This is a genomic window from Candidatus Shapirobacteria bacterium (assembly GCA_041659325.1).
Classification (GTDB): Bacteria; Patescibacteriota; Microgenomatia; order UBA12405; family UBA12405; genus JBAZYN01.
This window is the reverse complement of sequence record JBAZYN010000001.1, coordinates 354,841-380,921: the sequence shown is the minus strand read 5'-3', so window position 1 is coordinate 380,921 and position 26,081 is coordinate 354,841. Positions and strand designations below refer to the sequence as shown.

The following is a 26,081-nucleotide window of genomic DNA, read 5'->3' as shown; positions in this document are numbered from 1 at the left end:
TAATAACTGAGGTTTATTGATTATATAATTTTGTTATGGAAGATAAAATATTTTGTCCAGATTGTAAGTCGGAAATAGAAACAAAGGGTGTCTTGCAGGTTGGTGAAATTCTCGAATGTCAGGAGTGTGGGACAGAGGTTGAAATAGTTGGTTTGAAGCCTTTAAAGATATCAGAGTTGTTTGAAGAGAAATAGGCGAAAGATTCCGTCACCATTTTTTTGGTTGAAAATTGAGGAGTAATTTTTTCCATTGGAGTAGGTTTCATTCCATTTTTGATGATCCAAGGTTTTTGAGGGGTCAACAATTTGAATTTCCCCCAAATGGACCCCCCTAGTTTTGGTTTTGTGGCTGCTGTGAACATAGCGAATTTGCGATTTTTTGTATTCCAGGACGAACAAGATATGTCGGCCGGAATCTAGCCTAATCAAATCTCCGGTTCGGATGTCGGAATAAGTGTATAAAGGAAATGAGTTTGGGGGAGATGTAAATAAATTGGCCGATACTCGACTAGCCCCTCTTTTACCCTCGGTGCCTATCAGATGACCGTAAATGCTGCCTAGTCCCAAAAGTTTTGAATAATAGTCGAGGAGATGATAGGCCAGTCCAGAGCAGTCTATTCCTTGTTTGTTTTTCTTGAGCTGTTTGTATTCTGAAAAATTCTTTTTGATTTCTTCCCAGGTGTTTTTGCCGCCATATAAGTAAGGTATTCTTAGGTAATTGTTCACTTCCTTTTCTAGCAAGGAAATTAGTTTAGCCCCAACCATAATCCAAAGATAGCTAATATAATACCGGCTAGCCAAGCCCTGGTGACTATTTTTGGTTCTTCCCAGCCCATGGTTTGCAAAGTGAGGTGGAGTGGGGCGGCCGGAAAAAGTTTTCGGTGGAAATAAACTTTAGAAATTATTTGGATAGCACTACTTCCCCCTTCTACAATAAATGGTGCGCCAACGATTAGGAGAGGAACCACGCGGCCTAATAGCAGAGCTATCACGGCGAAGGTGGCCCCAAACGATAAGGCTCCAACGTCGCCTAGCCATAGCCTGGCCGGAAAAATATTGAAATACAAAAATGCAATCAAGCTTCCTAGCCAAAGAGCCAAAAAAAGAGAAATCGGAGTGTCCAGAGAGTTTCCGGCTAGTACCCAAAAAGCAAAAAGAGCAATCATTAAAAGACCACAGGATAAGCCGTCAAGACCATCGGTGATATTAAAGAAATTAGCAAAACCGATAATTAGGGCTGATGATATCGGAATAAAAAAGAGACCCAAGTTGACGGCGCCGAAAAAAGGAATATAGATGAAGTTGATGTTTAGGCCAAAATACATCATGAACGAAATAACGGTAGAGAGAAACATTTGCAAAAGTAGTTTGTGTTTCATTCTTAGCCCGAAAAAGCCTGTTTTTTTGAAACCAAAGAATTTCATCACATCATCGTAGAGACCTAAAAGCCCAAAACTGATAAAGGTAAAGAAAATTATTTCCAGTTCACGATTAATTTGGTAATTGCTAGAGATAAAAATTTTGGCTACCTTTAATATTGGGAAAAGAAAAATAAAAAGGATGCAGACGGAGAGAATAATCAAAAGTCCACCTCCCACCGGAGTTCCGGATTTTTGGGAATGAAACTTGTCAAAAATGGGAGTTCTTTTATTTTGAAAATCAAGGGTTTTTTGCTTTTGACGTTGAAATTTTAACTTGTATAAAAGGTTAATAAAGGGAATCACCAAAATACTGGTTGAAAGAAACGAAAATAGCATCAAACCCAAATACAAATGTGTCATTATGTTTTAATATACTCTATTTGAGCTCCGAGGGAACAAAGACGTTCGGCTAGTTTTTCGTAGCCTCTTTCAATATATTCAACCCCGTCGACCACTGATTTACCTTCAGCAGTAATGGCCGCCAGAGTGATCGATGCGCCGGCTCTTAAATCATTGATTGAAAAGTTGTTGGCGATTAGCTTGGTTGGTCCGTAAATTTTGACACCATGGAAGTAGTCCGAGTGATCGTTTTCCGGATTAAAGTGGTAATAGTTTTCGGGGTGGTTGATTTCAGGATTAAAATATTTTACTTTTGCATTCATGATTTCAAGATTTTTAATATGCTGGAATCGAGACGGGTGGACTCTTTCGATAATACTGCTACACCCGACTGCCTGAGTAAGTACAATAGTAAAAAGTGCCTGCCAATCGGTCATAAATCCCGGTTCCGGCTCTGTTTCAATGTCGATGGCTTTTAGTGGTTGATACCAGGTGACGGCAACTTCGTCTTTTCCCCTATATACTTTTGCTCCCATGGCTTCAATGGTAGTTAAAAATTTAGAAATAATTTTTGGGTCAATTCGTAAAATATTTACCGATCCTTTCGTGGCAAGGGCGGCACAGGCAAAAGTGACAGATTCGTTTCTGTCGGAGATGACTTGATGGTTGGTTCCATTTAGTGACTTACCACCTTGGATGATAATCCGACCGGAATTCTTTGGGTCTCGCTGAATGGTGGCACCCATAGAGTTGAGCATGCTTATCAAATCATCGATTTCCGGTTCTCTGGCGGCGTTGTCGATAATCGTTTCTCCGGTTGCGGCCAGGGCAGTCATAATTATTACTTCGGTAACGGTGTGGGATGGTTTAGCAAAGGTATAGTGGGTTGGTTTTATCTTGTCGGTTCGAAAAAAAATTTTGTTTGGGAATTCCTCGGTTTGGATATTCATCGTTCTGTAGCAATCAAAAAGACGGTCTAGTGGTCGAGCACCGAGCCTGTCTCCTCCCGGAATCGGAACGGTGGCGGATCCGGTTCTGACCAAAAGAGGGGCGGCAAACATAAACGACGACCTTGATTTTTCACCGACTCCCATAGGGACGGCTGAGTTGGTAATTTTTGGGGTTTTTACCTCCAGACTGTGCTCTCCGGTATAGGTAACTTTGGAACCAAGACTTTTGGCAATGCTTTCGGTTATTCTTATGTCGGATATCTGAGGAACATTGGTTAATTGACAAGTCTTAGCGGTGAGTAATGTGGCAATAAGTTGTTTATAGCTGGCATTTTTAGCGCCGCGAATGGACACTTCGCCCGATAGTGGCTTTCCCCCACTGATGACGTATCTTGACATTTATTGTGTGCGATAACTAGTAATTTTTTTGAAGGTTTTGAGACCTTCTGCTCCTCCAGAGCTAAAGTGAACCAGAATATCGTTTGGTTTTAACGTTTGATGGAAATATTTATAAAGCTCTTTGTTTTGAGGAATATATATAAGGTTATCACCAATCTCGTCGGAATAGTGTTTTGCCGTAGCCCGAGTAGAGATTGGGATATTGGTTTTGAATGGAATTTTTGACAGAATTATTTTTGTACAATCCGACAGGGCGTTTCCAAGGCCGATAAGCCCGGATGTGGTGAGAAGAAATGATGCGTGAGGTTCAAGATAAACAAAAATTCTTTGATTTGGAAAATGAAGCTTGACAGCGTCGAGTGCCGACTTGATTCTTTCGGGAGATTGAGCAAAGTCATCGTAAAAGTGAAGGTTGTTTTTTGAAATAATTTTCTGCAATCTTCGGCTGATTCCCCTAAAGGAAGATACCGCCTTTTGGATAATTTTGGGATTAATTCCAATTTCCATGCACAAAGTGACGGCGGCAAGGATGTTTTCAAAATTAAATGTACCGAGAAGACTGGTTTTTATCGATAAATTGCCTTTAGGAGTAACAAAAGTTAATTTTGAAATTTGAGATATTTCCTTTTTGATTATTTTGTAATCTGACTTTTGCCCATTATAAAAAATTACCTTGGCTCGTGAGGCTAGGGAGAGCGTTTCGGTTTTGTGTCCTAGCGAATTGGTAATCAATAACCCGTCCGGAGGGATTTTTTTGATAAGTGTCCGAAAAGACTCCAGATTGTCAGATTCGTTTTTGTAGCTTTCTTTGTGTTCCCAATTAGCACCGGTTAGAATGACATATTTTGCCGGGTAGTAAAGGAATTTTGCTTTAGTATCTAGTCCGTTTATCGATTCATCGCCTTCAACAATCGACCAGTCCCCGGTGGTGAAATCGAGGGAGGGAATTTTGTTTAGGCTTTGGCCTCCAAACATATAGTTGGGATTTAGTTTTGCCTTCAGAAAGATCCAGGTTATTAGACTTGTGATTGTGGTTTTGCCGCCGGTGCCGACGACCAATATCGAATTTTTTTTGACAATATTTTGGCCGACATATTTGGTGGCGGAAATGTAGGGGATATTAAGTTTTTTTATGATATCAAACTCGCTTTTTGTGTTAGAAAACGATAAATAGGAAGAGCCGATAATTGCCAAATCAACAATTTTAAAGTTCTTGAGGGTGTTTATGGGGATGTCGGCATTTTTTAAATTTGTACTTATCGGTGGGTATATTTTTTCCTGGTCTGATCCGGTGATAGTGTGACCGGCTTTTTTTAAGGCGATGGCCAGGGGACAAGTCATGGTACCGGCAATCCCTATAACGTGAATATGCATATTAATTTATGAAGTCTAAAAGTCTAAAAGTCTTAAAGTTTATAATGTAATCCATTTATTATCTTTAAAATATTCGAAGCCGGGCATGGTTCTTTTATAGTATCCAGAATCTTTTGAGAACCTGCCCAGATAACAATAATCGAGTCCCCTCTTTTGGCTGTCGATAACTGTTTGCAGAGTTAATCTGATCGGGAAATTGGTGTGCGAATAAGTGGGGTCGTAAAAAACGTAAGCAATATGAGAAATTTTTTCAGAAAAATAACATATCGAATAAGCAATAACTTGTTGTTGCTCATTTTTCCAGATATAAAGGTAATTAAAGATATGATTATTAAATATTGTTTTTACCGAACCCATCGGAAAAATCCAGCCAAGTTTGTGAATCCAGGTATTGATTGTTTTTTTTATGGACAGACTATAGGTAAAATCAGCTAGCGGTAGAAAGTCGTAGTTATATTGTGTGGTTTTAGAAATAATTCTTCTGTTTTCTGAACTGAGGGAGAAGTGGTGAAGATTTGAGCGTGAGCTAGTTTCCTGATAAAAGAGGTTTTTGTTGTTTCTTTGGGGTAAAAACCCATGTTCGTAGTTTTCGTCAACGGGGGAATTAATTTGAAGGTTGTATTGAGTCATATTAGATATTTCGAAATCTAAGAGCACTTCTGAAGGCTTCTGATTCTGACCATGGATATTCGGTTGAGCCGTGTAAAATAGTTGTTTCGTGACCCTTTCCGCAGGCGACTATTGTGTCACCCGGGTGAGCCAGTTTGGCGGCGATGTTAAAAGCGTCCTGGCGATTGGGGATATTCATAAAAGTAAATTTTTTTCTTGCGGCTTGGGTCACTTTGGAATATAAATTTTGAGACTGAACTTCTTTGTAGTCCCATAATTCGGATAAATTCTTGTCAATTCCACTTATAATTTGTTCGTTGATATCTTCAACTTTTTCGTTTCTGGTGTCGTCGGAAGTAAGAAGGGCAATATTGGCGACATGGGAAACCGTTTTGCCCATAAGTGGCCTTTTACTTTTGTCTCGTCCACCGGTTGCCCCAAAAATTACAATCAGATTGTTTGGAGTTATATTTTTAAGAGCGCTTAAAGTACTTTCCAGGGCATAGGGAGTATGAGCAAAATCGATGATAGTTTTGATACCAAATTCATTGGGAACCTCTTCTCGGCGGCCTTTGGTTTCGGGAAATTTTACGATGGTTGATTTGGCGGTATGGATGTTTATTCCGAGGTGTTTAGTAACGGCCAATGAGGCAAGGATATTGTATATTTGGTAGTGGTAGTTACTGTCGGTTTTAATTTTGACTCCATTGACCATAAACTCCATGTAAGTTTTTTTGATGGTGATATCTTTCGCCTGAAAATCAGATTTTTTATTAATGCTATAAGTTTTATGAGGGACAGTGACGGTGGGGGAAATAATGTTGTATGAAGGATCGTCTTTATTTAGAATGGCGTGATTAGAAATTCGGAAAAGTTTCGTTTTTGAGCGAAGATAATTTTCCATTGTTTTGTGGTAATCGAGGTGTTCATGGGAAGTATTGGTAATGGCGGATATTTCAAACTGACATCCCCAAAACCTGTTTTGATCCAGGGCATGGGAGGTGACTTCGCATACACAGTGGGTAAGACCGGCCTTGACCATCCGGCGAAATAGTTGTTGGATTAATTTTGGGTCCGGACTGGTGGTATGAAGTCCGGTTTCGATAATTTTGTCGCCAATTTTGGCATGGATGGTGCTTATCAGGCCGGATTGGAGGCCGTTGTTTTTCAGAATTTCATGAATCAAAGTACAAGTAGTAGTTTTCCCGTCCGTACCGGTAACACCGATTAATATTAGTTTTCTCGAAGGGAGACCGTAATATAGGTTAAAAAATATACTTTTCGGTAGGTGCCAAAACAGGTTTTTTATTTTTTGGAGAAAAAACATTGAGATTGGGTTAATTATAGCAAATTGTAGATACGACTGGCCAAATCGAACCATATCGGAGCAGCAGTACTCGATCCCCAGGAAGATGTTTTTGGGTTGTTGATGGTGACAATCATGGTAAACTTTGGATTTTGGCAGGGGGAGAAACCGATGTATGAGGCGATACCTGAGCTTTCTGAATACCCGCCTTTAACAGCCACTTGAGCAGTACCACTTTTGGCACATACTTCCATTTGTTTTGGTTTCAATCCGGAAATAGCGCCGTTTTCTACTGCAAATTTAAGGATGGATTTTACTTCTTTTATGGTTGATTCCTGAAAAACTCTTTTGATTTTTTGTTGACCTGTTTTGATGGTTTTGTTGTTTTCAGTAATTGATTTAACGAGTTTCGGAGGTACCAAAATGCCGTTGTTGGCAATGGTGTTGAAAGCCTGAACCATCTGAATTTGAGTCACGGCTATCCCCTGCCCAAAGGAGGCGGTGGCCAGATCAACATCACTCCAGTATTTTTTTGCGACAGGTTTTGTTTCTCCCTGGAGGTCTATTCCGGTTTTTTGAGTTAAACCAAGCTCCGAGTAGTATTTCAAAAAATTATCGAGTCTGAGCCGGGCAATAATATGGCTCATGCCGATATTGTCGGAGTTTTTGATAATATCGTTTAGGGTTGAGTCGGGATGGATTTGATTGTCCCAGTTTCCAATGGTATATTCACCGAAGGTTATAGTCTGGTTGCATTTAGTGCAGATATAGTCGGGCTGAATTGCACTTATGTCCAGAGCCATGGAAACAACCAGTGGCTTGAAGATAGAACCGGGCTCGAACAGATTAGAAATAGTAGTGTTTTGTGGTGTATTTAGTATTGCCGAGTCTGTGGCCCCTTGGGAAGACATGGCAAGTATTCCCCCCGTTTGCGGATCGATAATAATAATTGATCCTGAGTCGGCCGAGAATTGTCTTATCCCTTTTGACAACAGCTGCTCGGTTTGTAACTGAATACCGCGGTTTAGGTAAAGATGCAAATTTTGTCCATCTACTGCCAGTTTATTCCAGCTTTTTTTGGTCAGAAGGATGTTGCCGACGGCATCTTTGGCGGTTAAGGAAAAGCCGGTTTTTCCGGCAAGTTGTTTAATATAATAATTTTCCAGGCCGGAAAGAATATTTTTTGCCAGGTGATTTTCCGGGTAAAACCTTGATTGATATTTCTTGAAACTAATTCCTGGTAGATTAATTTTTTCAACTTTGTCTTTGGAGATTTTGGTCGGCAGGTCTACCCATTTTATATTTTGGTTTGTAATGAATGATTTTACCGTTGGATGGGTGGAGTCTATAAGGTTGGGAATAGATTGATTTATCTGGTAGATAACGTTGTCGATATTTGTCTTAAGATTTGGTTTATAAATCGATACTTGGTAGATGTCCTGACTTAGAGCCATGGGGTAGCCGTCTGCTGAATTTATGGTGCCTTTTGCCGGAAGGATTTTTTCAAGTTTATAAGTTTGAAGTATTGCTTTTTTTCTGAACTCATCACCCTTTATGATTTGCCAATAAAATAATCTCAATATAATGGCGGAAAATGCTAACAATATTGTCAGAAAAACTGTCTTAGCTCTCTTTTGATACATATTATGGTTGATTTAAGTCAATAAGTTGCCAAATCGGCTGATAATTTTTCCCGATTAGGTATGGCTCGAGCTTAGTGAGTGAGGTTTCAGTAGCCAGGATCGCTTGAAGATTCTGGTGTTCAGTTTCTAATTTATCGATATTTTCCAATAGGTTTTTGTGGTTGGTATTTTGGGTAGTAATTTCACTTGAGTAATAAATGGAAAAAGATATCTGAAGTAAGAGTGAAAAAGCGAGCGACAGGATTAAGAAATTTTTGATCGGCATTAGCTAATTCTAAACGATCTGAGGATGGCAGAGCGGGATAATGGGTTTTTCGTTATTTCTTTTTGAGTAGGCATTATGGGTTTGGGGGCGTTTGGGAAATTTTTTTTAATAAACTGTTTTATAATTCTATCTTCCCCGGAATGGAAGGTAATAACGCAAATGGTGGTTTGGGGTTTTGAAATATTGACGGCTTGAGTTAGGGCTGACTTGAGATTACTAAATTCGTTGTTAACGGCAATTCTTAGGGCCATAAATATTTTTGTACTTGGGTCAATGCGTGACTGGTTGTGTTTTTCCCGATAGTAATCCCTGATAATATTTGCCAGTTGAGAACTGTTTTTGACCGGTTTTTTTTGACGGGCTTTTATAATTCTAATGATTAGTGGTTTACTATATATTTCCTGGGCGTATTTTGTAAAGATTTCGTAAAGTTCGTCAAAAGAATAGGTATTGACAATATATTCGGCGGTAATTTCCTGGTTTTCGGGATCGAGTCGCATATCCAGAGAAAGATCGTCATTAAAAGAGAATCCCCTGTTTCGGGATAATTGTTGGTTTTGACTTAATCCCAAATCGAACAGGATACCATCGGGTGGAGTCTGAATAGTTTTTGAAAATATATTTTCTAAATCGTTAAAATTTCCGTGGATAGGAATAAATTTATTATCAAGGTTCGCCTCGCTGATTCTTGTAGTGGCAATTTTCAGGTTAAGTGGATCCTGGTCAATGCCAAAAACTTTAGCACCGGTTTTTAGAATTTCTATAGTATGTCCGCCATTTCCGAGTGTAGCGTCGATATATATCTGACCAGGTTTTGGGTCGAAAAATTGGATTGTCTCTTCAACCAGAACCGGGGTGTGATAGAGCATTTTAATTGTCAAGCGGAGTTTCGCTAACCAGGGGATTGCTGGTGTTACTGGAAAATACAGAATAGACAAGGGCGTTTTTGATGACGGTATAGTATTCTCCGGTCTTTGGTGTGACCTTAACCGAAAAATTTGCGGTGGGGAGCTTAATTTCCTTTTCTGTTTTTAGGGCGGCGGCTGATTTAAGGGTAAAGGGGGTCTCAAAAGTCGAAACCTGGCCGGAAGAAGTGGCCAAAGTTAGCATTAATGTCCCCTGACTGATACCGGTGTCATATTTGTATTTACAGCCATTGGTGCAACTGGCAGTTCCAAGCAGCAAATCCCTTTCAACTGATTTACCCTCTACCTTCATGTTGCCGCTTACTCCTTTTTCAATCTCCTGGCCGTTGTCGGTGGCGGTATAGATTAATTCATAGTCGATTTCACTGATGTTGGTGTTTAGTTTTTGAATGACCAGCTTTAGCTCGTGGCCATCGGCTCTGGGAATAAGTTTAATGTAGGGTTGTTCTTCCGGGGTTAATTCAATCAACTTAGTGACGGTAGGGGTTGGCTGGGTATTGGATTCGGGTTTTTTGGCTCCACAGGCAGAAAGAAGTAACATTGATAGAGATAAAATGCTGAGAGTTATTATTCGATTTTGTTTTTGCATAGTAATGATTATAAAGGTTTTAGATAAGTTTTTCCTGCAACCAGGAATCGACGTGGTCTTTGTTGATTCTGATTTGTTCCATGGTATCACGGTCCCGGATAGTAACCGTACCGTCTTCAAGAGTCTGGAAGTCAACCACAAGACACCAGGGGGTACCGATCTCGTCCTGGCGACGGTATTTTTTACCGATATTACTGCTGTCGTCCCAATCCACGGAGTATCTAGAGCTAAGTTCGGAGTAAATAGTCTCTGCCAGACTAACAAGGTCGGGCTTATTTGAAGCCAAGGGAATTATGGCGATTTTGTAGGCGGAAATTTTGGGATTAATTTTCAAAAAGATTCGGGTTTCTCCGCTTTCCAATGTTTGTTCATTGTAGCTGTCAAGAAGCATGAAAAAGAAACTTCGGTCAACACCCCCGGAACACTCAGTGATGTGGGGTAAATATTTTTCATGGGTGACAGGATCGACATAGCTTAAGTCTTGTCCGCTGAATTTACTGTGTTGCGTCAGATCATAATCTCCGCGCCAGTGAAGACCTTCCATTTCGGCCCAACCCCACGGGGCTTGGTATTCGATATCAAATGCTTTTTGGGCATAAAATGCCAGTTCATCTTTTTCGTGGGCACGGAATCGAAGACTTTTGGAATTGTTGAATAGTGATCGATACCAGTTCATCCGGCTTTCTTTCCAATATTCGTACCATTTATCCATCTCGGAGGGGTGGACAAAATACTGAATATCCCATTGTTCGAACTCCCGGGTTCGATAAAGGAAATTTTTTGGGGTAATTTCGTTTCTGAAGGCTTTACCAATTTGGGCGATGCCAAAGGGGATTTTAACCCGGCAGGAGTCAACGATATTTTTGAAATCCAGATAAATTGTTTGGCAGGCCTCTCCCCGAAGATAAGCATGCATTTTTTCACCTTCGATTACACCGATATCTGTTTCAAACAGTATGTTATATTTTCGACCTTCGGTGAATTGGCCGCTGCATTCGGGGCACTTAGCAACATTACCGATTAGATCAGGACGGAAACGTTTGTGACAGGATTTGCATTCGACCAAAATATCACCAAAATTCTTTACGTGTCCGGAGGCTTCCCAAACTTTTGGGTGAGTAATAATACTACCGTCGATTCCGACAACATCCCGCCTTCTGGTGACGTTGTCTCTCCACCAAAGGTTTTTCCAATTAAGTTTCATTTGGGAACCGATGGGTCCAAAGTCATAAAATCCCTGAATGCCGCCATAAATTTCTGAGTTTTGATAAATAATTCCCCGGCGTTTACAAAGGGAAACAATTTTGGCTACTAAGTCATCTGTATTATTCTCCATGAGCCTATTATACCTTTAATTTTTGTTTACTTTATATAAAAACCAAACCGAATTGTCGATTTTCCACCAAGAGGTGGGGGTGTCAGAACGGAAGTTGTTGATTTCATAGGCGGCATCGGTCTTTAAGTTATCCCAGGTATTCTGGCTGATGACAAATAAACTTCGGGGATTGTCATAGTCGTTTGGGGGAAGAGGGGTGATGTTTTGAAGAGAGAGGAGGTCGCGAAAACGGCTGCCTTTGGTGTTGCCGTCCTGACTTTGGAGAACAATTATATTAAAGGGTAAATTATCAATTTTGGATTCTGAGGCGATTTGCTTTGTTATTTGTTTTAGGGCTTTGATATTGGTTGACCAGTCGTTTTGTGAAAAAACTTTAGGCAGGTAATAGATGTTGGTGACCAGAATTATGACAATTATAATTTTTGTCAGTTTCTGTTTTATGTTTTGAGATAGCCAAAGAATATAAAAAAGAACGCCGGGCAGAAGATATCGATTGGCAATCGGAGTGGAGATAAAAGAAAGACCAATGAATTGAAAAATTATGGGGATGAGGTATTTATTTTGTCGGTAGAGAATCAGACCAAGACTCAGGATAAAAACAATAATTCCGATATTCCTGTTGTTGTTTACGAGATAAGAGAAAAATTGACCGGCAATTGAGATGATATTGGTGTTGGTCAAACCGGGTGAGATGGGGGTGAAGTTGATCATTCGGCTAAAAAATAAACCCGGTGGATGGGTCAGATCAAAAAGGGCAAAAGGAAAAATGGAGGCGGTAAGACCCAGGCCGAAGCTAATCAGAGTTTTTATTTTTTTTGTTTCGGCAAACAAAAGAATTGCCACCCCGAGACAAGAAAAGGCAGCGTACCAGTGTTGGTGAATAGTTAGCCCAAAGGCGAGACCGGACAAAAGAAAATTAAAAGGGATATTCAGGTAAAAAAGTATTAGACCGATTACTTGCCAGAAAGGGATAAAGTGCGGGTTCCAGGCCCAACGTGAAGATTCAAGGTAGGGAAAAATAAAAACGGGAATCAGAAACAATAAATGATGTTTGAAGTTGGTTAGAGACAGTAGTTTCCAAATAAGTAAAACCGTGACAATCCCAAAAAAGGAGGTGGCAATAACGGGGCTGATGGGATCAAAGTTAAAGAGGATGGTGAAAGGCAGACAAAGGTAATAGGTAAGCGAGCTAAATATGGCGACATTCCCCTCCCCTATCGGTCCGATGAGGGTGACTTTTCGGGCATCATAAATTTTTTTTATATTTACCAAATCGCTTGATTCGTCTCTGGTAAACCTGGCCGTGGTTTGGATATTGTAAAGTCTAAGAAAACAGGTGGTAAAAAATAGAATAATAAAAATCAGCTTATATCTCATCTGAATAATTCGTTTGATTTTAATGGTTTTTCAATAATTGATTCAAAATATTGTTTTACATATTTTTGGGTGGTTCGGTAGTCTTTTGCCAGATAGGATTTTTCGATTTCCGTGGTGACACCGAATCCGAGAATTCGTAGGAGTTTGATTTCATTTTCAATATATTGGCTGACCTGATTTTTGTTGATGGATTCAATAATGTTTTTGGAAATGTCAAAAACCTGGGGTATATGTTGATTTTCGGCAATCAGGGTGTTTATTATTTCCAAAAAGTAGAACAATAAATTTACCTGGGTAAGATTTTTTTTGGTTCTAAGAAATTGAGTAATTGTTTGGGCTTCGGAAATCCAGTTAAAATTATCTTTGGCGTATAGATTTACCTTTATCAGGTTACCTAGTTGAAGGCTGCCGATTCGGCTGCTTTTGATGTTTTTTACACCTTTTGCCAGAGCGGTGATTTTGCCTTTGGCGGGGGTTAGAAGGGTTATCAGGATATCCGCTTCATTTATACTTTTCTTGTTGATAACCAATCCCTGGGTATTGGAATAACGGTTCATTGTTACAGAGCTAGTTTGATTGTTTTGTCGGCCACCCAGCTGAAAGTGTCCTGTTTTTTGCCGTTTACCGTGAGGTCGTATTCGGTAGCTTTTGTCCCTGGTTGTTTTTGGAGATATAGAGTGTAATTTGAGCTTGCCGGGATACTGCTAGTGTATTGAATTGATGTTTTTACACTGGATTCCGGAGCCAGGAAAAACCGATTCCCGTAAAAGCCTTCAAAAACCTGTTTGCCGAGTTCTTCGTATAAAACAGGCTCAACCTCAGACCCGGTCATTTTGACCATGGTGGAACCTTTCGGAACGTAAAATCTAAACCAATTTCGATACTTGGAAGCGTTCAGGCAGAGGTCTCCCTTCTCCAAATTACAATTGGACCCTTTGCTGGGGTTGATGTAGGTAACGGTAATTTTATGTTCTACTTTTCCATCTTTACTGATAATCTCATGCTTGATTTTTTGACGGAGGAAGAGGTTGGTTTTTGCCGAAGACATATTGGCATCGTTGAGGTGAAAATAATCTACGTCGGATCCCGGATCAACAATTTTTCCGCCAATGTTTGCCAGTTCGGCTGCATTTTGCATATCCGAGTCGATGAAATAGAAAAGGATATGTTTTTGAAAGATATTGTCAAATCCAGCCTGAGCCAGAGGACCGATTTTGCTTTTTTCTGAACCCATGGCGTTTGACAAAAGAGAGTTCATGAGAGGCCCCAGGAAACCTTTGCGGTCTGTTTCTATATAATTTCTAGGCCGTCCGGCGATCCATTCGAGTTGGTAGATGATCTGAGGACAACCGTCGCACCGCTTGTCCGGTTCGGCAGAAAAATTTCCGAATCCGGATACACCTACCCGCCCGAGAACTTTTACGAGGTCGACGAGAAAGTTTGTATCCAGAGCAACGACAGCATCAATCTTGTCTTTATTACCGGTAATTTTGTTGTAATGAACCATAAATTCTTTGATACTGGTCGGGAAATCCGGTGATATGTTCATATCCCGAAGATTAAAGTACGGGACGTTGATGTGATAGGCTTTTATCGGCCGGGGAGCGGGAATCGTGCTGTTGAACTTGGCATCAAGCGAATAAATATCGTCGGAACCCAAGGGGGTAAACTTGCCGTCGGTGACTTTCAATAATCCATAGGCGGTCCAGAAACCACCGGTGGGCCGAAGCTCGGCATCATTTTGAAAAATCATTAAGTAGGTTCGGGGTTTATCTTTGCCCAAAAGCCAGGAGGTTTTGGTGAGGATCGGGCTACCGTCTCTGATTAATTTTCGGGTTTCTGAAATAGTTTCTTTGGCCTTAAGAAGGGTGGATTTTATTTTTATATTTTTATATTCGTCGGGATAACGGTTAGGATCAATTTTATTAAGCGAGCTTTCAATTTTGCCTACTTTTTCTTCGATTGTTTTTAAATGAGGGACTAACCCTTCAACGGATTGGGTTAAAAAGGCGATTCTGTCCTCGGTGGTTTTTCCGCTGTCGGTGGAAGCACCTTTTAGCCCGAGAAAATCAGTGTAGGGTTCTATCGCTTTTATAATAATTTCACCTGTATCAAGAGCTTCTTTGGCGATAATAATGACCTGTTCACCGTCGGCATAATACTCTTTTGAATAGGGTAATTTACTGAGATGGGAAAGTTTTTTATAGTCGGATTCAATGGTCGAGAGCTGACTTCTTAGAGCTACTAAACTCTCCTGTCCTCTCTTTAGGTCTTTTTCTGATAGAGCAAGTTGGAGGTTTGCAACTTCGGTTTTTGCCAGGTCAACCTTGTCGTAAAGCTTTTTACCGGGGACATAGACAAAAAAGAAAGCCAGAGTACCTGTAATAGTAATGATAATTAACAAAACACAAATTATGGAAAATAAAACGGTTAGGATTTTTTGGAGGACAGTCTTTTGTTTTAGAAGCTTTTGGCCCGGTTGTTTAGACACCGGTTTGCTTTCTGTATCGACGGTTGGGGCGAGGTTGATAATTTCTTCCATTCTATGAGTCTATACTAACATATTTTCTTTTACCAGCGCGAAATCATAGCCAGAGGAGTTTTTATCAGAATCAGGAGTTCCTGCCTGACAGACAGGGTTCTCACATAATGAGAGTCGAGTTTGGCCCGGTCTTCAAAATTTAGAGCATTTCGACCGGATGTTTGCCACGGACCGGTGATTCCTGGCTTCACGGACCGGATATCATCTATATATTTTTTGGTGAGAGGGTATTTTGCCTCATATTCTTTTAGTTCTTCTTCCCGGTAGGCGCGGGGGCCGGTTAAACTCATTTCGCCTTTTAATACATTAAAGAGTTGGGGGAATTCATCGATAGTAAGTGAGCGAATCTTTTTGCCAACTGGTGTAATTCTAGGGTCTTCGTTCATGGGTAGTTTCCAGCCTGACTTTTTGTATTTGTCCCATAAATCAGGATAGTTTTCTTTTAGTCGTTTATCATTGTCGCCTATGTACATTGACCGAAATTTGAACATATGAAACGGTTTACTACTTTTACCTACCCTTTGTTGCTTAAAAAAGATCGGACCGGGGGAGGATAGCTTTACCAAAACAGCGGTAACAAGCATTATAGGGGAAAACAGAAAAATCAAAAAGATGGATCCGAAAATGTCGATCGATCGTTTGAAGAGATTAAATAGTTCAATCCGTTGTTTTAAAAAGAGCTTGTGCGACTTTTCGTTAATCATTATAACTTTTAGTCAAAAAATAACTAATGGTTTTGTTGCTTTTAACAATTTTACCCACTAAATCCCGGACGTTTGAGCTGTTTTGCAACGAACATATAAGTAGTGCATCAGGAGTGTCGATAATGGCGAGGTTCTTGACTCCGACAAGCCCGATTAATTTTTTGTCTAATCCTGAAACAAGACAGTTTTTTGAGTTATGGCTAATAGTTTGAGTTTTTTTGTTTAGTATTGAAATATCGTCTTGGTCTTTCTTCAGACGGTTATGAATTGAGCCCCATTCGCCGATATCACTCCAATCAAAGGTAGCCAGAAGCATTAAAAGGTTTTTTGTTTTTTCGGAAATGGCAATATCAAAGGAGAGATTTTCAGAAAGCTGATAAGCTTTGGTGATTATTTTTTTGTGGTGTAAATTGTTTTCGATGAGATTAAGGATCTTGAAATATCCGGGTTGGTTTTTGGCGATTTCACTAACAAATGTTTCTGCCGAAAAAGTGTAAATACCTGAATTCCAATAAGCATCCTGGCTGATTAGTTTTTGGGCTTGTACAAAATCCGGTTTTTCAACGAATTTTGAAACTGTAAAAACCCCCTTTTTTTGTTCTTTGGGGATAAGGTAGCCGTAAGAAGGATTGGGATTGGTTGGTTTTGTGCCTATGGCAACGATAGAATTGGTGTTTTTTGCCAGTTTAGCGGCAGAGAGGATGGTGGTTTTGAAAAGATTGGTATCAAGGATGAGGTGGTCGGAGGGAAAACTGGTAATAATGGCATTGGGGTTAATGTTTTTTATAGCGATAGTTCCATAAATTAGCGCCATGGTGGTGTTTTTCTTTGTGGGTTCAGAAAGGATGTTTTTGGGGAGGACTTTTCCGGCTGTTTCTTTGAGAACTTTGTCAAGATATTTATGGTTGGTAATTAGATAAATATTTTCTTTTCTGGTGATTTTTCTGGAGCGGGAGATGGTTTGTTCGAGAATTGATTTAGGCCCAAACAGCTTTAAAAATTGTTTCGGGGAGTCGGCACGGGATAAGGGCCAAAGCCTGGGGCCTGATCCGCCACAGAGAATTAGAATATAAATGTCGTTAGGGGTTACCGGTAACTGCATACTGAGTTTATGTAATTTCTAAAGTTTAGCATAAATGATTGGGTTGAAAATCTGAGGGCGTTGCGCCGGCAATCTGCTGGCTTGAAATTATACGAGTCAAAAATTTCCAGAGCCTCCGTCAGCGATTCTGTGGATTGATTATTGAAAAATAATCCGGTTTTCCCATCTATTATTGTTTCCAGGCTGCCACCTTGGTTGAAAGCAATTACTGGCTTACCGCAACTTTGAACTTCAAGGGCGGTAAGTCCGAAATCTTCTTCTTGGGGATGAATAAGAGCCCGGCAGTTTTGGTATAGATTAAGTAATTTTTTTTCGGAAACATAACCCAGGAATTTGATTAATGGGCTTTGGGAAGCCAGGGCAGTAAGTTGTCCAAGACAACGGCCGGTGCCGGCGATGTATAAATGCCGGTGAGATTGAAGACAAGCGCGAATGGCCAGATCAATTTTTTTGTGAGGGACCAGACGGGAAACAATGAGGAAGTAATCTGTAATCTGTAATCTGTAATCTGTAACTTTGGGGACAAATTTATTGGTATCAATGCCGGGATAAATTAGTGTTGAATCCCGATTGTAAAATTTTAAAATCCGTTGTTGTGAATTTTTCGAACTGGCGATAAAAAAATCCGGTCGTTGACCATAAATATAATCGGTAGGGCGATAGAACTTTAGATAATTTTTATGCCAGACATAGCGGTTTGGAGTATGACAATAACAAAAATATTTGGTGGGTGGTTTGGTCAGGAGGCAATGACCAAAATATGAGGTGGTCGAGATAACAATATCATAATCGGAAAAATCGAGCTGTTGCGCCATTAAGGGGTAAAAAAAAGGGTATTTGAACAAAAAATCTGGGGTAATAACTTTTGCGTTTTTGAGCCAAGCGGTTTTTTCCGGATTGTAAACCAAGGTGTAAATAGGCGCGTCTGGGTATAGTTTATGGAGATCTAAAAGTACCCTTTCGGCTCCTCCCCATTGGTTGAGCCAATCATAAAACAGGGCAACCTTGGGTGTTTTCATTTTGTAGAAAGTATCTTTGAGTAAAGGTCTAGTGTTTGAATGGCTGTTTTTGACCAGGAATATTTGGCAACTTGTAGATGCCCCCACTTGATCAATTTTTGACGAAGCCTGTCGGATGACCGGAGTTGTTGGATTTTTATAACCAGATCATCGGGATCGTAGGGATCAAAATAGAGGACTGATTTGTCTCCATAAATCTCGGGGAGGCAACTGGCGTTTGAGGAAATTACCGGACAATTCAGGGCCATTGCTTCTAGCCCGGTCAGGCTAAAGCCCTCCATAAGAGAAGGATGAACCAGAGCTAGAGCATGTTGGTAAATATTTTTAAAATCGCTGTCCGGTACATAGCCCAAAAATTCTACTTGCTGCTCTATTTGGTATTTTTGAATTAGTCGTTGGGCCCGCTGAGAAAATATACTTCTGGCGCAAATGATTTTTAATTTTAAGTCAGGTATTTTTTTCAGAGCTTCGATTACTATCCGGATATTTTTGTGGGGATAAAGGTTGCCGGTATACAGAATATAATTTTTGTAATTAGTAATCGGTAATCCGTAATTGGTAATAAATTTCGGGTCGACGGCTTCGTAGGTGGTAGTTATGTCTTTTGGGGAGACATGATAATTTTTGATTAGATAATTTCTCCAAAAATTACTCGGAACTATAATGGCACTGGTTTTTATGACAATGTGGGTTACCAAAAGATAGGCCAGATATTTTGGCCAATACATAAATGAATTTTTAGTCGTGGCTTGTCTGCCATGGAAAAAGTGTTTGATAAGGTCGTGGATAGTAACTAGTGATTTTCCAAAATATAAAAGGGGTTTATTAAAGTGGGTAAAATGGACTAAGTTAGGTTTGAGCCGGTATAGCAAAAAGGGCAGAAATAACTGTTCCTGGAGCGAGTAATGTCGGATATTTGTGATGACGTATGAAAAATTAGTGCCCAGGTCTTTTTTGATTTCATCCAGGAGCTCAGGATAGACAATTAAAGTGGTTTTGACTTTTTGAAAGTCGGGAATTTTTGTCAGAGCAACAAGAAGATTTTTGGTATATCGGCCGATACCGGTGTGGGTGCTGCCATATAGTCTGGCATCGATTACCAGGTGTTTCATAGGTATTTTGCTTTAAAGACTCTAAATATTTCCAATAGTTTTATTCCGCCAAGGACGAGGGTTTGGGTGAAAAGTGAGTATTTCGAAAAAAGGTTTTCCTGATAGAAAATGCGCATTGCGTTGGTGGTGGCAAGAGCGGACCGGACTTTGGTGGCGCGGGAGGCGGCAGAGACGGTCTTTTTAATTCCCGACGAGATTCCCTGAAAATGAGTAATATGTGTTTTGGGGTAATAAAACAAATTATATTTTTTTAGTTTTAATTTAAAACAAAAGTCCAAATCTTCGCCGTACATAAAATATTTTTCATTCCACCAGCCGACTTTGTTTCCGATTTCCCGTTTGATCATAAAAAATGCCCCGACACAGGCATTAATTTTTTGAGTTTTTGAAAAGTCGAGATATTCCATAAAATATTGTCGACTGGAAATACCGCCAAAATGCATGAAAGCGTTTAATGGAGTCGGGAAATCCCGGTGACATTCTGGTTGAATTTGATTGGTTTTTGCCAGAATTATTTTACAGGTAGCCGCATCAACCTGATGATTTTTTTCAAAAAATCCGATCATTTTTTCGAGAGTTGCTTCTTTGACAATTGTGTCGGGGTTTAAAAAGAGAATAAAATTACTTTTAGGGTTTGTTGCTTCAACTCCCCTATTGTTCCCAAAAGAAAATCCTCTATTTGTTTTTAATTTCAGGAATTTCGTGTGTGGGACGGAAATTTTTTGGGCCTGGATGATACTATTGTCAGTCGAGGAATTGTCCACGACTATGATTTCAAAATTTTGAGCGGCTAGTGTTGAGTGATACAGACTCAAGAGACAGTTTTTTAGGTATTCACCGGAATTGTAATTTAAAATTACTATGGATAGTATCGGATGGTTACTTTTTTCGAGTGATATTTTCATAAATTTGGTTTAACTCCCGGACACTTTGCTCGTAGGAATATTTTTCTTTGATGAGCTTGTTGGCCTCAATACCAATTTGCAATCTTTTTTTATTGTTACGGAGAAGTTTTATGGCCTCTGTGGTGATATCTTTTAAGTCACAGACGATGGCGTGTTTATAATTTTCAATTGCAATTCCCCCCATCCCCTCCGGAGTAGTAACGATTGGTAATCGGCAGGCCATGGCCTCCAGAAATTTATTTCTGGTTCCACCCCCACTGCCCATCGGAGCCAGAAGAATCCAGGACAGGTGGTAGTAATATTGAGGGTCTTTTGGTTCGCCGTCGTGGTCTGCTTCGGTGACTATAATGTCTTCTGACTGGAGGTGTCCATAAAAGTCGGGGGCAAAACGACCGATGATATAAAGCTGACATGAGGGGATTTCTTTTTTAATTTTGGGCCAAATGTCTCTGATTATCATGTCGACGGATTCTCGGTTTTGCATCCACTTCATATTGGAAACCCCAAAGATCATCGAAGGTTGATTGCTTTTTTTTGATTTTGGCGGCGAATCATAGAATTTTTTGTCAACTCCGTTTTGGAAAACCTGAATATCGTTTCGGCCGGTAACACGGGAGATTAATTTTTGATCATCGTGGCCGAAGGCAACAACCGTATGGGTGTTTTTCCAGTAGTGAGTTTCCCAGTATTTCAGTTTTAGGACATCAATCCAAAGAAATGGAGCAAATATTTTTTTTATACCTTTTAAATTTTCTACAAAGTGCTGATAGACTCCATATTCTATTGTTAAATCAACCAGGACGATGGGGATATCGGTTTTGGGAATGTTTGGCATTGGGTAAAAACAATCGCAGTGGATCAGGTCAAATCGATTGTTGTTTAGCTCTGATTGGATGGCGTTTTTGAATTCAGCAGAGATGTAGTTTGTAACCAAAAACGGGTAAGGCCCGAAACCGGTAGAAAGAATTTTTTTCAGATCCCAGGTTTTGCCTCTCTTGACGACGACGACCTTTTTACAAAAAGGTTTAACTTCTTCGAGTCCCTCGGCATCCCTACTAAAACATATGAGGGTAATGTCATTATCTTTGGCAAGGTATTTTATAGAATAATAAGAGCTATTTTGACCGCCTGATTGAGAAAGTCTGGGGATATAAGGGGTAATCATCAAAATTTTTCGTTTTGTATTTGTACCCATCAGTTTAGATTCAAAATAATAAATTGGTCATTTTTGTAGACAGTTTTGTATTGAGCGGCAAAGTCTGTGGTGTATTTGTCAAAACTGACGGAGACTAAATAAAATGGGTTATCCCCGTGTCTTAATTTTAACTCATCCAGGTTATAGATTTCGGTCGGCCAGCCCGATCGTTTGGTTTGATACAAAAAGGCGGTATCACCGTTATAGGGGGCAACGACAAGGGCGTTTTTGGGGGTCAACTCTCGGATTTTGTCTCCGGCGGCGACAATGGCGGAGTTATTAATTTTGTAGTATGTCTTTACCTGGTCCCAGGAAAAGTAAAAGGAAAAAAGGTAAACGATAAGGATTGAAAACCAGGCGATGGTTTTGTTTTTAAAAACAAAGTTGGCCATATAAAAATATCCGAAGCCGACGATAATTGATATGGATGGAATAATTAGAGCCTGATAATAGTCGTGTTGAATATTCCCTTGGGCAACGATAATAAAATATAAAAGAATTCCAAGGACCAAGGACAGGGTAATTTTTTGGCTGTGGTTTTTTTTATAAGCAAAGCCCAGGAACAATGGAATTAGGCCAAAAGAGCCAAGAATGAGTTTATTGATTCGTTCAAAAAAAAGCCACTTAAACCAAAAAGGACGGAAAGCCACAAGTTTATTAAAAAAGGTCAGGTTGTACCCTTTGTACCATTCGGGAAGAAAAGGAGTGGGGTTGTCATTAAAAAGCCAGGCGTTTACGGGGATACCTTCGGGGAATTGAGCGATCCAACGACGCCAAAAATAAAAAGGAATCAGGGCAATTACGCCGAACAGAAGTAGGGAGAGCAGGCTTTTTAAATTTATGGTATGTCGATATTTTTGATATGACAGATATAAAAGCGTTGGAAATGAGATAAGGGCAGTAAAGGGTTTACAAAGGATTGAAAGAGAGATAAAGAAACCGGATAAAATAATGGATTTGTCAAAAGTCCAAATGGACAAAAGCATTAGGGTAATGGCGGTATTTTCGGGAAGGATTGATCGGGAGTAATAAATGTTGAAAGGTAGAAAAAGAAATACGGCCATACTCAGAATCGAGGCAAAAAAATTGCCGGTATATTTTTGGCAGATAAAAAAAATTAGGAGGGCGCTAATTTCGGAAAAAAGAACGGAGGTGAGGCGCGATGATCTATCGATGGTAATATTTTTGTCAAAAATTTGAATTATCCGATGGACGAAAATTGAAGCGATATTGTAGATCGGGGCTTCTACCATTCGGTAGCCTTTTGGGTTGTCGATTCCCGACTGAACATTGGATAGATCGTGATAAATGGGGACAAAAAAATTAATTCCATTTTCAAGAAAATTATGGGTGACTGAGGCGGTATCTGCTTGGCGATGCGAGTGCCAATCGGCAACGGGATTGGTGATTTTGTAAAGGCGGACAAAGGTCCCGAGAGCCAACAGAGCCAAGACCAGAATTGGTTTAAGATTTTTTGACATTGAGGGCTAGACTCTGATAAAAGATACCCATCATAATCCAAAAAGTGTAAGCAGTCTTGGAGGCCTCAAACACGTCGATAAACATGGCGTTTGCCAATGTGGCGATTAGTCCACCCAGTAGGATTAAATTGATGATATCCAGAGTTGTTTGTTGTTTTCTGAAAACTGAAGGGATTGATCGAACGATGAAGTAGACAATTATGGCCATGAAAGAAATAAAACCCAAAAGACCGCTTTCTCCCAACAGTCGGAGATAGTCATTGTCGGTGGCTAGGGTGATTGAACCTAGACCAGTACCAACCAGGTAATTTTTAGAATAGGCACTTATGGCTCTTGGCCACTCGGCATTAAAACGGATTTCACCCGAGCGGACGACACCAACATCGCTATCAACCGGAATAAATTCATCTATGGGCGGGTGGCGAAAGATAGTGGGGATAGGGGTAGCAACGATGATGATCGTAGGGGTGGGGATGACAGTAACAATAACTTGGGGTGTGGGGGCGGCGATGGTAATGGTCGGAAGCGGGGTGACGGTAGCTTTGGCCTGAAAAATCCCGGCAATGGAGGGGATAGTGGCCAAAAGTCTTTGGTTTAAGTCTTTGGAGTTCATAATACTAAAAATGACGATGGCGGAAACAGGAATAATCCAGAGATATTTTCTAATTAAAAATAAGGTCAGGACTATGGCTCCCCAAAAAGAAAAGGTGGATATTCTTGAGGCAGTAAAGGTAAAAATTTGAAAAGCAGGAAGCCAAGCTAAGAGACTGGCAATTTTTAGATATTTATTTTTTGAGATGACAAACGCACAGCCGATGATTATCAGCACGACGCTCAGGTAAGCGGCTAAGTCATAGTGCCCGGCAAAGGTTGAATTGATTCTGGTCCAGATATCCATCTGCAGGAGTTGGCCTTTAGAAAATTCAGAATTCATGGTAGAAACTACCGGAAATTCCAGATACTTTTGACCGTATCCGTAGACAGTGACTGATACGGTCGCCACCAGGAGGAATATATATGGAAAGAGCAGGTCTTTTTTTGTTTTAATGGCATCGATGGTGATAAAAAATAAGGCCATATACTCGAAGCGACGGATTAAGTGGAGAACAAGGATGTTGATCGGGTCAGTCTGATAAACAAGAATTGCATTGATAGTACTAGCAATGATTGCTAGAAAATAGGCAATAAATAATTGGCTAATTTTTAATTTTATAATCGGGAGCCTATGTTTTAACTGATATATCACCCAAATGACGATGGCAATAGAAACAATGATGTCATCAAGTCTGATAGCAACATAGGTTCCTTTTACGGAAGACAGGGGGAACTTTGGATAGAGAGGAATAAACAGAATTAGTAAAGCTAAAACCGGTCGCAAGATTTTTAAATTTTTGAGCATGCTTGGGTGTAAATAGAAGATTTGGTTTTTTCGCCAAATATTGAATATATTATACGTCGAAGAGAGCAGTTAGTTTTCAAAAGTAACCTGACCGTTCGGAATTGGAGGTCACTTTTGTGTTTTTTGAAAAATGACATAATACCAAGATACTCATTGATAACAGGATCGGCTTTGTTGGTGGCAGAGGCGCCGCCCAGGTGAATAATTTGCGGTCCAACAAGATACCATGTTTGTGTTGTGGGGTGGCTTTTTTTAATTCTGTACAGCCACTCCAGTTCTTCGCCGTACATAAAGTAGTTTTCGTCAAATCCGGGATTTTCGGTCAACGCTGATTTTCGGAGGAGCATGAATGCTCCGGTTATCCAGTCCTGGGGATGATCCTTTTTATAAAAATCATCATGGGTGTAAAACTGCGGAGTGTGAGGGTGGAGGGGTAGAATTAGTTTGTTTATCAGAGGTAGGTCATCAAGCCCTGTCGACCAAGTAAAAACATTTAGCAAATTCGGGAAAAAACCTCCAGATGCTTGAATAGTTTGATCGGAGTTGAGTAATTGAGCAGTACATGCAGAGGCTTCAGGATGTGAAGAGAGCCAGTTTAGGGCTTGGCTGATGGCGGAATGAAGGATTACGGTATCGGAATTTAAAAAAAGGAGGTAGTTGCCAAGGGCTTTATTGATCCCCTGATTGTTGGCCTTACCAAATCCCAGATTTGATTTATTTTTTATTATCTTGATAAAGGGGAATTTGGCGATTTCTTTTAATGAATTATCACGGGAGTAGTTGTCGACAACTATAAGTTCTGCTGGAGTTTTTCCCGACAGATCGATTCTTTGGAGCTCAAAAGATAATCCTTTGTCAGCTAGGACCGACTTTATACAGTCGAAAGTGATTTTTTCGGTGTTAAAAGAAACTATGATGATGGAAATTACCGGTTTAAGCATGACGTTTTTTAAAGATAAAACCCGAATAGATTTTTAAGAGAATAATTACGACTGTTTCAATAAAGAAGAAAGAGACTAATCGGTTTAAAATCGGGACGGGGAAAGTTTTTGTAGTAATTTTTGCTTGGTATTCTATGCCTTTAAAGAGAAGACGATTGGCAATTCTTTTTTCCGGTTTTGTAAATACGTCGTTTTTCCATTCAAAACCATTAACGAACAATGATTCTCTGAAAGGCAGGATAAATTCTTCCAGATAGTAGCTTTGGATAGTATCTCTGATAATCTGTTTTGCTTTTTCAGGTGGATGGTTGATTTGGATTCGAAAGAATCCATTATAATTGGCTTTATAGAAATTTATAACTTCGGTGCGGCTGAGGTTGGTGTAATACCCGGCTACGTTTTGTAGTTGGGTGGTGTCTCCGGGTTCGTCAGATTTGGCGCTGTTTGATAAGTCCGGAATTGCCGGGAGGGGGGCGATCAGGTAAAAGACAGCCAGAAGATTAAAAAAGAACAAGGGAACAAATTTTGCGATTTTTTTTATGTTCATTGGAAAAGCATTGGTCGACCGAGACGATAATTTAAGTTTTTTATCTCCCTATTTTTTATTTTTTTAGCCGGTACCCCTCCCCAGATTTCAAGGGCAGGGATGTCTTTGGTAACAACAGCTCCGGCGGCAATTACCGCTCCCCTACCAATTTTTACTCCTGGTAAAATAATGACCCGAGGGCCAATAAAAACATAATCCTCAATAGTTACTGGCCCAAATGAGTTGCCGTAATCGGGTGAATTTATATCATGCTCATCGTTGTAGATTAAGACTTGGGAAGCAATGCCGACATGACTGCCGATAGTCAGCGAAGCTCGTCCGTCCAAAAAGCAGTGGTCGCCAATAATAGTATCGTGGCCAATTGTTATGTTTTCGGGATTAAAAAAGTTGGCGCCAATATGGATGGTAGAGCCAAAGAATGGAATTTTTAGACCCGAGGCAAGATAAAAAAGTTTTCGTACCGTATGCAGGGGAATAAACCCGACAAAACGAAGAACCATCAGCCAAAATTCCAGACTGACTGAGCCGATGCGGTTGGATATTTTTTCAAAGACCTCCCCGGATTCAAGGTTTTTGCCGTTTTTATCTTTCATGGTTTGAT

At 40.1% G+C, this 26,081-nt stretch carries 26 protein-coding genes; 1 reads left to right on the top strand and 25 read right to left on the bottom strand.

Annotated features, from left to right (window positions below):
• The first annotated feature begins 35 nt into the window (after positions 1-35).
• Positions 36-194, top strand: coding sequence for a lysine biosynthesis protein LysW (locus WC841_01950; protein MFA5828115.1), 159 nt, complete (start codon positions 36-38; stop codon positions 192-194).
• Here WC841_01950 and WC841_01945 read toward each other — a convergent pair.
• Genes WC841_01945 through WC841_01825 form a run of 25 tightly spaced genes read right to left on the bottom strand, consistent with a single transcriptional unit; the run spans position 171 to position 26,073 of the window.
• Positions 171-764: a hypothetical protein gene (locus WC841_01945; GenBank protein MFA5828114.1), complete on the bottom strand. Its 594-nt coding sequence runs from the start codon at positions 762-764 to the stop codon at positions 171-173. The two genes, WC841_01950 and WC841_01945, sit on opposite strands and share 24 nt — an antisense overlap.
• Complete coding sequence (locus tag WC841_01940; protein MFA5828113.1) at positions 746-1,780, bottom strand: hypothetical protein; 1,035 nt, start codon at positions 1,778-1,780, stop codon at positions 746-748. The genes WC841_01945 and WC841_01940 overlap by 19 nt, the downstream gene beginning before the upstream one ends.
• A complete protein-coding gene (gene murA / locus WC841_01935) occupies positions 1,780-3,108 on the bottom strand; it encodes a UDP-N-acetylglucosamine 1-carboxyvinyltransferase (protein ID MFA5828112.1) in 1,329 nt (442 codons plus the stop codon). The genes WC841_01940 and murA overlap by 1 nt, the downstream gene beginning before the upstream one ends.
• The gene (locus WC841_01930; protein ID MFA5828111.1) at positions 3,109-4,482 is read right to left on the bottom strand and encodes a Mur ligase family protein; all 1,374 of its coding nucleotides are present in this window, start codon (positions 4,480-4,482) and stop codon (positions 3,109-3,111) included.
• Between the two features lie 39 nt (positions 4,483-4,521).
• Positions 4,522-5,112, bottom strand: a complete 591-nt coding sequence (locus tag WC841_01925) for a hypothetical protein (GenBank protein ID MFA5828110.1) — start codon at positions 5,110-5,112, stop codon at positions 4,522-4,524.
• Between the two features lies 1 nt (position 5,113).
• Positions 5,114-6,418 (bottom strand): UDP-N-acetylmuramoyl-L-alanyl-D-glutamate--2,6-diaminopimelate ligase, encoded by a 1,305-nt coding sequence (locus WC841_01920; GenBank protein ID MFA5828109.1) that lies wholly within the window; start codon positions 6,416-6,418, stop codon positions 5,114-5,116.
• Positions 6,419-6,432: 14 nt separating this feature from the next.
• Entirely contained in the window at positions 6,433-8,040 is a 1,608-nt protein-coding gene (locus WC841_01915; protein ID MFA5828108.1) for a penicillin-binding protein 2, read from the bottom strand.
• A 1-nt stretch (position 8,041) separates the two neighbouring features.
• Entirely contained in the window at positions 8,042-8,305 is a 264-nt protein-coding gene (locus WC841_01910; GenBank protein MFA5828107.1) for a hypothetical protein, read from the bottom strand.
• Positions 8,305-9,174, bottom strand: a complete 870-nt coding sequence (gene rsmH / locus WC841_01905) for a 16S rRNA (cytosine(1402)-N(4))-methyltransferase RsmH (GenBank protein ID MFA5828106.1) — start codon at positions 9,172-9,174, stop codon at positions 8,305-8,307. The genes WC841_01910 and rsmH overlap by 1 nt, the downstream gene beginning before the upstream one ends.
• Position 9,175: 1 nt before the next feature.
• Positions 9,176-9,820, bottom strand: coding sequence for a hypothetical protein (locus WC841_01900; GenBank protein MFA5828105.1), 645 nt, complete (start codon positions 9,818-9,820; stop codon positions 9,176-9,178).
• Between the two features lie 19 nt (positions 9,821-9,839).
• The gene (locus WC841_01895; protein MFA5828104.1) at positions 9,840-11,156 is read right to left on the bottom strand and encodes a glycine--tRNA ligase; all 1,317 of its coding nucleotides are present in this window, start codon (positions 11,154-11,156) and stop codon (positions 9,840-9,842) included.
• Positions 11,157-11,171: 15 nt separating this feature from the next.
• Positions 11,172-12,533: a hypothetical protein gene (locus WC841_01890; protein MFA5828103.1), complete on the bottom strand. Its 1,362-nt coding sequence runs from the start codon at positions 12,531-12,533 to the stop codon at positions 11,172-11,174.
• Positions 12,530-13,090 (bottom strand): DNA repair protein RecO, encoded by a 561-nt coding sequence (recO, locus tag WC841_01885; protein ID MFA5828102.1) that lies wholly within the window; start codon positions 13,088-13,090, stop codon positions 12,530-12,532. The genes WC841_01890 and recO overlap by 4 nt, the downstream gene beginning before the upstream one ends.
• Positions 13,091-13,092: 2 nt before the next feature.
• Positions 13,093-15,075 carry a DUF4012 domain-containing protein gene (locus WC841_01880; protein MFA5828101.1) on the bottom strand — a complete coding sequence of 661 codons (1,983 nt, stop codon included), beginning with the start codon at positions 15,073-15,075 and terminating at the stop codon, positions 13,093-13,095.
• 29 nt (positions 15,076-15,104) lie between these two features.
• Positions 15,105-15,779, bottom strand: a complete 675-nt coding sequence (locus WC841_01875) for a sugar transferase (protein ID MFA5828100.1) — start codon at positions 15,777-15,779, stop codon at positions 15,105-15,107.
• Positions 15,772-16,881, bottom strand: coding sequence for a mannose-1-phosphate guanylyltransferase (locus WC841_01870; protein ID MFA5828099.1), 1,110 nt, complete (start codon positions 16,879-16,881; stop codon positions 15,772-15,774). The genes WC841_01875 and WC841_01870 overlap by 8 nt, the downstream gene beginning before the upstream one ends.
• Positions 16,866-17,900 carry a glycosyltransferase gene (locus WC841_01865; protein MFA5828098.1) on the bottom strand — a complete coding sequence of 345 codons (1,035 nt, stop codon included), beginning with the start codon at positions 17,898-17,900 and terminating at the stop codon, positions 16,866-16,868. Before WC841_01865 ends, WC841_01870 begins: the two co-directional genes overlap by 16 nt.
• Positions 17,897-19,012, bottom strand: coding sequence for a glycosyltransferase family 1 protein (locus WC841_01860; GenBank protein MFA5828097.1), 1,116 nt, complete (start codon positions 19,010-19,012; stop codon positions 17,897-17,899). The genes WC841_01865 and WC841_01860 overlap by 4 nt, the downstream gene beginning before the upstream one ends.
• The gene (locus WC841_01855) at positions 19,009-19,917 is read right to left on the bottom strand and encodes a glycosyltransferase family 2 protein (GenBank protein MFA5828096.1); all 909 of its coding nucleotides are present in this window, start codon (positions 19,915-19,917) and stop codon (positions 19,009-19,011) included. The genes WC841_01860 and WC841_01855 overlap by 4 nt, the downstream gene beginning before the upstream one ends.
• Positions 19,892-21,112 (bottom strand): glycosyltransferase family 4 protein, encoded by a 1,221-nt coding sequence (locus WC841_01850; GenBank protein MFA5828095.1) that lies wholly within the window; start codon positions 21,110-21,112, stop codon positions 19,892-19,894. Before WC841_01850 ends, WC841_01855 begins: the two co-directional genes overlap by 26 nt.
• Entirely contained in the window at positions 21,112-22,593 is a 1,482-nt protein-coding gene (locus tag WC841_01845) for a glycosyltransferase family 39 protein (protein MFA5828094.1), read from the bottom strand. The genes WC841_01850 and WC841_01845 overlap by 1 nt, the downstream gene beginning before the upstream one ends.
• Positions 22,577-23,992, bottom strand: coding sequence for a hypothetical protein (locus tag WC841_01840; protein ID MFA5828093.1), 1,416 nt, complete (start codon positions 23,990-23,992; stop codon positions 22,577-22,579). The genes WC841_01845 and WC841_01840 overlap by 17 nt, the downstream gene beginning before the upstream one ends.
• Entirely contained in the window at positions 23,977-24,933 is a 957-nt protein-coding gene (locus WC841_01835; protein ID MFA5828092.1) for a glycosyltransferase family 2 protein, read from the bottom strand. Before WC841_01835 ends, WC841_01840 begins: the two co-directional genes overlap by 16 nt.
• Positions 24,926-25,480, bottom strand: a complete 555-nt coding sequence (locus WC841_01830) for a hypothetical protein (GenBank protein ID MFA5828091.1) — start codon at positions 25,478-25,480, stop codon at positions 24,926-24,928. Before WC841_01830 ends, WC841_01835 begins: the two co-directional genes overlap by 8 nt.
• Complete coding sequence (locus WC841_01825) at positions 25,477-26,073, bottom strand: acyltransferase (protein ID MFA5828090.1); 597 nt, start codon at positions 26,071-26,073, stop codon at positions 25,477-25,479. The genes WC841_01830 and WC841_01825 overlap by 4 nt, the downstream gene beginning before the upstream one ends.
• Positions 26,074-26,081: the final 8 nt, after the last annotated feature.